At 38.8% G+C, this 9,138-nt stretch carries 8 protein-coding genes; 1 reads left to right on the forward strand and 7 read right to left on the reverse strand.

Translation table 11 applies throughout. The features are described 5' to 3' along the window. Positions 1–37: 37 nt before the first annotated feature. From BN67_RS08785 to BN67_RS08805, 5 genes are all read right to left on the reverse strand, one after another. Complete coding sequence (locus BN67_RS08785) at positions 38–832, reverse strand: heme ABC transporter ATP-binding protein (RefSeq protein WP_019223741.1); 795 nt, start codon at positions 830–832, stop codon at positions 38–40. Next, complete coding sequence (locus BN67_RS08790; protein ID WP_019223742.1) at positions 829–1,926, reverse strand: FecCD family ABC transporter permease; 1,098 nt, start codon at positions 1,924–1,926, stop codon at positions 829–831. The genes BN67_RS08785 and BN67_RS08790 overlap by 4 nt, the downstream gene beginning before the upstream one ends. Before the next feature lie 5 nt (positions 1,927–1,931). Continuing rightward, positions 1,932–2,825 carry a heme/hemin ABC transporter substrate-binding protein gene (locus BN67_RS08795; RefSeq protein WP_019223743.1) on the reverse strand — a complete coding sequence of 298 codons (894 nt, stop codon included), beginning with the start codon at positions 2,823–2,825 and terminating at the stop codon, positions 1,932–1,934. Between the two features lie 16 nt (positions 2,826–2,841). Further along, positions 2,842–3,885 (reverse strand): hemin-degrading factor, encoded by a 1,044-nt coding sequence (locus tag BN67_RS08800; protein WP_019223744.1) that lies wholly within the window; start codon positions 3,883–3,885, stop codon positions 2,842–2,844. 250 nt (positions 3,886–4,135) lie between these two features. Then, on the reverse strand, positions 4,136–6,313 hold the full coding sequence (locus BN67_RS08805) for a TonB-dependent hemoglobin/transferrin/lactoferrin family receptor (protein ID WP_026088252.1): 2,178 nt from the start codon (positions 6,311–6,313) through the stop codon (positions 4,136–4,138). Positions 6,314–6,545: 232 nt separating this feature from the next. On the opposite strand from BN67_RS08805, the gene BN67_RS08815 reads away from it, so the two are divergent. Next, a complete protein-coding gene (locus BN67_RS08815; RefSeq protein WP_019223747.1) occupies positions 6,546–7,325 on the forward strand; it encodes an energy transducer TonB family protein in 780 nt (259 codons plus the stop codon). Positions 7,326–7,841: 516 nt separating this feature from the next. On the opposite strand, the gene BN67_RS08820 is transcribed toward BN67_RS08815, so the two are convergent. Both BN67_RS08820 and BN67_RS14655 read right to left on the reverse strand, forming a co-directional pair. Next, the gene (locus BN67_RS08820; RefSeq protein WP_026088253.1) at positions 7,842–8,885 is read right to left on the reverse strand and encodes a tyrosine-type recombinase/integrase; all 1,044 of its coding nucleotides are present in this window, start codon (positions 8,883–8,885) and stop codon (positions 7,842–7,844) included. Between the two features lie 22 nt (positions 8,886–8,907). After that, positions 8,908–9,138: hypothetical protein (locus BN67_RS14655; RefSeq protein WP_026088254.1), on the reverse strand; the 231-nt coding region annotated here is incomplete at its 5' end.

The raw sequence follows: 9,138 nt of genomic DNA on the forward strand, positions 1-9,138 counted from the left end.
TTTGTTCAATCAGAAAACCTTCTCCCAATACGCCATCTCATAGGCATGATGCTGTTTGAGGTAGTATAAATGGAACATTTGCTTTAGGAACTTCAGAAACGATTAAAGCACAGTGATAAACATCACGTAGGTTTTGTGTTGTCAAAACAGTAGAGGCGCTTCCTTCACAATAAATTTCCCCCTGCTTTAGCAATATGATTTTATCTGCATAATGTGAGGCAAGATTGAGATCATGAAGAACAGCAAGAACACCACCACCACAACGCGCAAAATTTTTGGCAATATCCATAACAACAAGTTGATGTTGAATATCAAGACTAGCAATGGGTTCATCTAATATCATCCAACGAGAAATCCCATCACAAACAGGCTCCCATATTTGACAAAGCACACGAGCAAGTTGTACCCTAGCTTGTTCTCCTCCTGATAATTGATGATAATATCGGTTGCCATAGTCAGCAAGGCCAACACGTTTTAAAGCTTTTTGGGTAAGATTTTGCGATTCAGTTTTGGCAATGGCAACTTGGTTTGCAGAGAAACTAAGTTCCACAACTTCATGAACCAAAAATGGAAATGCTAACACTGTTGATTGTGGTAACACTGCCCGCAGTTTTGCCATTTCAGAAGTTTTTGTTTTGTTAACATCATGATCATTTAAAGTCATTTGCCCACTGTAAGGAATTTCTCCACTGAGTGCTTTGATGAAAGTACTTTTTCCAGATCCATTAGGACCGATAATGATCGTAAGAGAACCACTTTCTGCATGAAGATTTATCTGGTTGAGAATCTGTTTTTTCCTGCGTTGAACGCAGACACCAATTGCTTCGATCATGGAAAGTTTGTTCCCCGTTTATATATCAGAATCCAAAGGAAAAAAGGTGCGCCAAAAAGAGCTGTAACAATTCCGATTGGCAGTTCAGCAGGGGCGACAATTAAACGTGCAAAGGTATCAGCAAAAATAAGCAATGCTGCACCCAAGAGAGCGGAGCATGGAATGAGATAACGATGATCAGGACCAATGAGTTGACGCAAAATATGCGGAACAACAATACCAATAAAACCAATGCTTCCACTAACTGCAACCGCGCTACCACACATTAGGGAAACAAGGAAAATAGCAATATTTTTAATGCGTTGAATAGGAAAACCAATATGAACCGCAACAGCTTCTCCAAGAGCAAGGGCATTAAGCGCTCGTGATAACAGGGGTGAAAAAAGAAGACCAATACAAATAAAAGGGAGAACAAGCCAGACTTTCAGCCATGTAGCACCGGCAAGAGAACCAAGATTCCAAAAAGTAATATCACGCAATTGCTGATCATTTGCGATAAAAATCAATGTTCCAATAACAGCGCTGCTTAAAGCACCAAGAGCAATACCAGCAAGAAGAATTGTTGCAATAGAAGTAAAACTATGGTGCGTTGCTATTGTATAAAGAACAATGGTTGATAAAAGTCCTCCAAAAAAGGCACCTATAATCACTTTGTAGGGTTCTAGAAAAACTGCCAATGAAGGAGGGAAAGCAATACCAACAACAATTGCTAAAACAGCACCAAGGCCAGCACCCGCTGAGACACCTACAATTCCAGGGTCTGCAAGAGGATTACGAAAAAGCCCCTGCATGAGAACACCAGAAACAGCTAATGATGATCCAACTAATAATCCCAAGATAACACGGGGAAGTCTAATGTCGATAAGAACAAGGTAATCGCGGGTTTTGCTGCTGACAGAAAAATCTTGTGTAAGCATGGCATGAAAAAAATCAAAGAAAGAAATGCTAGAAGCGCCATTTAAAAGCCCACTAAAAACACTGAAAATCAGAAATATACTGAGACATAATAAGACAATTTTTTTCAAAATTGCACGATTGAATTCTTTGTTTTCCTCTGTTCCAGGTGCATATACTGTGGATATCGGATCTGCCATTTTTCTTAGCTCTTACCATCCTGGTTTGTACCATAAAGGATATTAATAAGTTCTCTCGAAGCGCTTGCAGTACGTGGACCAAAACTTAAAAGATACATAACATCCATCTGTTTAATGGCGTGATTTTTTGCTGCATTCGTTGCTTGAACTGCTGGTATAGCTAAAATCTTTTCAAGGTTAGCAGATTGTTTACGATGTTTTACAAGTAAAATAACATCAGGATTTGATTGCAACAATGCCTCACCATTAAGGAGCTTATAGCCCTTATAATCAGTGATGGCATTAATTCCACCTGAAAGCTTTATGATACCATCAGCCGCTGTGTCTGTTCCGGAAGCCATCACGCGCCCATTTTGTACGGAGAGAACAAAAAGAACACGCTTTGGTTTTGTTACTTTTGCTAAAAGTGCATCATTATCTACAAAATCACGACTTATTTTCTTAATTAATGCAGCTGCTTGTGCTTCGCGATGAAGAGCGTGACCAACGATACGAATCTTTTCTATCACACTTTCACGGGAGTAGTTTTCTGGTACAATCACCATAGGGATTGAAGCTTTTTTAAGAATATCAATTGTTGAAGCAGGTCCGCTTCCTTCAACAAGCAATATACCTTCTGGAGCAAGTGACAGAACACCTTCAGGTGAAAGAGCACGCATATATCCAAGCACAGGAAGTTTGAGTGCTTCTTGCGGATAAATACTTGTACTATCACGGGCAACAAGCTGATCTTGGGCGCCTAATGCATAAACGATTTCTGTAAGAGATCCACCAATAGAGACAATTCGTGCATTTTCAGAAAAACGTGTCACAGGCTCAGCAATCACTTGCTGAGAAAAAGAAAACAGTACAAAAAGAAGAAAAAGATTCGACAGTTTACGCAAAAAAAGAGCAAGCATATTTAACTTTCCCTTTCTAAGCGACGACTGCTTCTTGACGCAGAGGAAGATTATTCAATAATAAGCGCCAATCCTCACGTTCTTTTTGACCTTCCTTTCGTAAACCAAAGAACTGTGTAATGATTTCACTGTTTTTATCAAAGATTTCAAGCGAACTGACATAGCCATCACAGGTAGGTTTGCGAACATACCACACACTATCAATACCGGAAATAAGTAAATGAAGATCAAATTTTTGATCAAGAACATTCAGCCATGGTCCCATTTGCTTAATATTCTTAACTTGCCCACTGAAAATTTGGATACATCCTCTATTACCAACAAAACACATAATAGGTATTTCTTGTTGTGCAACTTGGTTAAGCATCATTTCAACAGCTTCTACCTTTAATTCATTGGCAAATTCGTTGCCAGCATATTTCACAGCATCACACCGATTCATTTTAAACTCAGAAATAATCTCATGAAGCTGATGGACATTGGTCATATTGCGCCAACGATTACGGAATTGTTCAACATCTAATTCACTCTTATCATGCTGAACTGGAGGAGACGCAGGAAGGATATCAAGAATAGGTGATTGATCTTTATCAAGCAACTTTTCAACAAGTTTACTCCATTCCTCCATATTCGTGGTATCTTGAGAATAGAGTTTAAAAATAGCAACACCATATTGATCAAAAAATTGCAGACTTTTTGCAGGTTTGCCAAGAATAGTCATCTCATATTCAAAACCAAACTTCCACTGTTTTGCGAAAATACGCAGATCAATTTCACCGAGTGTTATAGGGACATTTTTGTTGTGAACGAATTTTTCAATATTTCCTGTAACTTCGTGAACAGCATATTCATTGCGTGTTAACGCCATAACTGTTCCAAGATGAGAAGCATTCCCCAGGAGAGCGGCAACATCAATTTGGAGCTTTTTTGCTTTTCCAATGGTGCAATAGGCAGCAATAAGTTCTGCCTCAGAAATACCAATAGAGGTTGCAAAATCACGATTTCGCATCTCTTTTTTTTCTTCGCGCAAGCGAATAATCATTTCGGTTGTATATGACATGGACTTTCCTTATATTTAGAGTTAACTTTCAAACTTTATCTTTACAATGCAATAGGTTGAACCACTCCCTGTGCGTAGTTCAACCTATCACAAAACAAGTCCTTATAATCAACAGCACAACAACCAAAAACAGATAGATCAAGAACAGTTAAAGCTTTTCTTTCAAATCTTTGTAATTCAAAGAATGACGAGAGCAGAAACACAATGATCTATCCTTCTTCTATTGGTCTTAAGTTGTCAACAGAAGTTATTAAAACTTTTGCACGAACGACACTTTAAAGTTACGACCAGGCTGGCTGTAATAATCTTTTGGCGTTGTACCTTTACTGGAAAGAAGATTCGACACATTCCAATATTTCTCATTGAAAAGGTTATAGACACCAGCTCTTATAACTGGTCCTTTTTCACCAAATGGCTTCCACCAACCAGACATATCGACAACTTTATATCCTGGATTCTTTTGATGATCAGATTTTTCAGCAACTTTATCACGTTTAGCTGCTAATTTAAGCACAACATCTGTTCCCCAAGCTTTTTGAACATATCCTAAACCGATAACTGCTTCCAAACCTGGAATTGAGTTAAGATATTCATTTTTATCAAGATCTTTTCCTTGAGCATAGGAAAGAGAAAAGTTGCTACGGATTCCATTATAAAGAGCAAAGTGCACTTTTGCTTCGATACCTGAAATATGAACACGTGAACGATTTATATAATGCCGACGCGCAAATTTAAATTCTTCTGATGGGCCTTTATCTATGGTATCTATAAAATTTTTATACCGATTGGAAAAGGCACTAAAAGAACCACCAAAAGTTTCATTTCCATATCGCATACCGACATCATATCCATTGCTTGTTTCTGGCAGAAGCTCGGAATCTCCCCTCACATAATAAAGAGGAGGTTTGTTGTAAGAAAGGTAGAGCTCGGAAACTCCTGGTGCGCGAAAAGCTTGTGCCCACTGAGTATAAAGTGTGATTTGATCACGAACATCCCACTCCATACGTAATTTAGGAGAAAAACGTGAGCCAGTTTTTTCTGGAGGATATTCGTTAGAACCTAGCGCTTTCTCGTAATTGGGGGTCTTTTGAGGGTTATGCTTGTACCAATCATAACGAACCCCAGGGGTTATACGAAAGCGGTCATTCACCAAAGAAATTTCATCTTCGAAAGCAAGGCCTAAATTGTAACTCTTTGTGTCTGGCGATTCTGATCGATTAGCAGGCAAAAACGCACACCCTTGCGCATTTTCTTTCAGATGACAATTGTCCTTACCTAACATATAATGATGAAATTCGGATGAAGAAACATTGCTAGCAAACTTTAATGTATGAGTTCCAGAACCAATATCCACCGTTTTGAGAGCATGAGTATTTAAACCATAACTGCTATTACGGACCAAATTATCTCTTAAATAATCCCCTTTTGGTGCGCGAACGCGAAAGCCACTCATAACATTGTTATTCGACTGTCTTTGCCAGTAAAGTTGTCCATAAAATGCACCTAAAAATGCATTTCCATCTCCCTTATAATCATAAGAAAGAGATAAACGTTCACGCTGCCTATGATCTTTCTCATAAACCGAACCTGGAGCATATCTGGTGGAGGCATTCAACACATGTGTCTCTTTATGGGAACCAAAACGCTCTGCGGTGAAAGTGAGCCGGTGATTGTCATAAAAATATTGATGAACTTTAAAGAGCAAATTGTTTTTATCATAATGAGCGGGATTTTTACGTGTACGCTCTCCGTATCCTGCTACAGTTCCCATATTTTTACGCTCATGTCCTTCTATATAAGACCCCTGGAAAAGCAAAAACGTATTGTAATTACGTATCGCAAAAGCTTGGTTGACACGCCAACTGTTATCAACAGAATGATAACCGCTTTTTATAAGGCTCCCCCAATTTTTTCCTTCACGAATAAGGTTTTCAGGATTAAGGGTGCGCAAAGCGACAACGCCTCCGAGTGCACCAGATCCATAAAGACTAGAATCTGATCCTTGAATAACATCAAACGTAGAAAGCGCTCCAAAGTCAAAAGTTGTATTTCCACCGTTTCCACGGACTATATCTGAAAACCATGGAAGGGAAATTCCATCCATTGTTGTGAGAACACGATTTGCATCTAAACCACGAACTACAAAACTGCTATTGCTTGTGTTATAGGTTACAGACGGATTAAGACGACTAACATCATGGGCGTCACCTATTTGTTTTGCGTTAATATCCTCAGCGGTTTTACGACTGGTCAGAATGGTCACTGAACCTGAAGTACCCTCTATTCCTTTTCCTTTTATAACAATTGGTTTTAGCTCCGTTACACCACTGTTGTCACTGTTTTGTGCAAAAACCAATGAAGGGATACAGACCGATAATGCGCTTAAAATCACGCAGCTCCTATGGATATTCTCTCGTCTTATTTGCATAACACATCATAACCTTTTTTTAAAAACCCCTCTCTCATTTGACATAAAAAAACCTCGCCCTTCTGAACACAAACGAGCCAGTTAAGCAAAAGCGGCTTCACTTCGCATAAAACCACGAAGAAAACATATTAAACATGATAAAATCAGTCAAGAAAAAAGTTGCAATTCTCAAAGAGCTTATTTTAATGAAGTTTAATACCAATATAGGTTTAGAAGTGCGGTGGAAAAAACGATGAATTTTGCGAATACGAGGCAGTTAATAAGTCTTTGGATTTGTGCGTTTATTTGTGCTTTCTCTTTGCATATCATATTGGGAGCACGGTTTTATTTTGGGAGCTCTGGTGTAAGTAATGCTGTGCTCTCACCTGCGGTTGTATTAGCTTTTACACAAGAGACTCCCTCTCTAGATATTGATACAGATTTGTTAGATATGCGTACAGAGCCGGAAATGTTGCAGCCTGATTTTTTAGAGCAGGATTTAGAGACATTGGAAACAGAGGATGAAGAGCAACCAGAAGAGCCTCAGGACCATGTCGAAGAGGATGAATTTTCGGTCCTTAAATCTTTGGAAGAACCTCTTCTCAAAGAAGAATCTTTTTCTCAAAAAGGAGAGCAAAAAGTCCTTGCCAAAAAATTGATACCTATGCCAAAGTCGGTCGTAAAGCAGCCTAATATGAAAGCGATACGTTCGTCTATCTCCAATCAAGGCGGTGATATGACAGCACGTGAGGATGCATTGTTAATAGAATGGTTAGCAAAGGTACAGTCGCAATTAGAAATGCAAAAAAAATATGTTGTAGGACAACGTATCAGTCGTGCAAAAGGAACGGTGAAGTTGGAGTTTAGAGTGCATGAGCAGGGGAGTATTTTTTCTAGCCGTGTTATTGTTTCTTCTGGTCATCCGGAACTTGATCGCTTAGCTATGATGGCACTTCAACGTATAGATTCTTTTCCGCCCCCCCCGAGATCAAAGGTGAACAAAATTATAAGAGTGTCTTTGATATTTAGCTGATTTTTACGAGAGGCAGTCTCATTTTCTCACAGTTTAATATTTTGATGTCTATAACGGTGTGACTTATGGATTAAAAAATGGCTTTTAAAATCTACCAAGATGATATTGCTTTCATTGCATGACACATTTGTGGTTGGTTTTAAGAGATATCTCGCACTGTTCCTAAGTTTATTTCATGGCGATTTGTGAGTTGTAAACGGTAAAGCCATGGTGCACAACCATCTTTACGCTTACGAAGGAGCTAACATCGCCATGATGTTTTCCAACTTATTGTGTTACAACAGCCCTTGTATAAAGGCGGTTCATGAGAGGCATTTGGCTCTTTATCTTTTATGGTATGACAGTACATTGATTCATTAGGGTAATTTCATTGTCCACCTTGAAGCATAGCTCCGAATATTGTAGGATTCTCTCATTTCAAATCTCTTTGAAAATATTTATATTTAATAAAATAAACAAATTATATGAAAATTTGGGATTTCATGATTCATTGATTCTATTACATTTTTTGGGGGGCTATCCCGAATTTTTTTGCAGTTTTTTGATTGCTTCAATGGCGAGCCTTTTTCTATCTGCTGTCTTGGTATAATGCGACGCCATTGTATCATCTGTCCAACCAAAGAGGGCTTTCATTTGGGCTACCGTTGCGCCTGCATTGGCAGCGCGTGTGGCAGCTATTTTTCGAACACCATGAGCAGACTTTTTAATACCCGCCACACGACAAGCTTTACAGAACAAAACTCCAAAGCTATCTTTTGTTAAAGCATATCCTTTTTCGCCACATATAAAAGTATTGAGACCGGTTTTACCGCGTTCCAGACTGTCTATAAGAGCCGGTAAAAGCGGTAAGTGAACCTCTGTTTTAAAGCCGCTCTTTTCTGTTGTTAGAAATAAGATACCGTCTTGAACGTCTTTCCAACCGATACGAACCGCATCGCCACGACGCAAGCCCGTGTAAAGCAAAACGTCAAGCCATACGCGTTCTTTGGTATGTTCAGCCCAACATTTATAGTAGTCTTCTATGTCTTTTTCCGTCCAGGCTATAAATCCATCTTTGTTTTGTGCTACAGGTCTTTTAACGCCAATTGTTGGATCATCTTCAACATAATTCATGTCAACTGCCCATTTAAAGAGACAGCTCATAGCTCCCATAAAATTCTTTGCGGACCCCGGCGTATCAAGCAGTTCATTGACAGCGTGCTGTAGCGTCTTTTTGGTAATTTCTGAGTAGGGAGCCTCACCATTTTTATCAATTATATTACGGTAGGTTAATTGTCTCTGGTAGCGGGTTCCTTTTGATAATTTATTCCAGTGAACGCTTTGATAGTATTTATAGATGAGCTCTTGGAGCGAGCCACTCTTTACATAATTTTTCTTGCTTGGTATGGGCTGATTATTCTTTAATATGTGAATGGCTTTATCATATTGATCAATAAACTCTCGTGTTCCATAGACTCCTTTGATACGTATACGAGGACCGTGACCAATACGAACATACCATAAAACATTCCCGTATCTTGTGACTTCTTTCACAAGATGAGGCGGTCTTCTCTTTGGCATTTTGATTAACTTTTCTACAATATTACAATTTCAATTTGAAAAAATCGTCTGAGGATTTCTTTTGTTCCTTTTCTTGGACGAAAGGCGGTAAGTCATCTTTGAGATACATTAAAACAGAACAACCTTCGGTTCTTATTTCCACGGCGCTTAATCCATTTTTTTTGGCTGAGCGTATGACACGGTTGATTTCTGGTTCTGTTATGACGGGTTTTCTCATAGCCATGATATTTTCCTCTATGATTGATTGAGAAGT

The sequence above is a fragment of the Bartonella rattaustraliani AUST/NH4 genome (genome assembly GCF_000312565.1).
Classification (GTDB): domain Bacteria; phylum Pseudomonadota; class Alphaproteobacteria; order Rhizobiales; family Rhizobiaceae; genus Bartonella; species Bartonella rattaustraliani.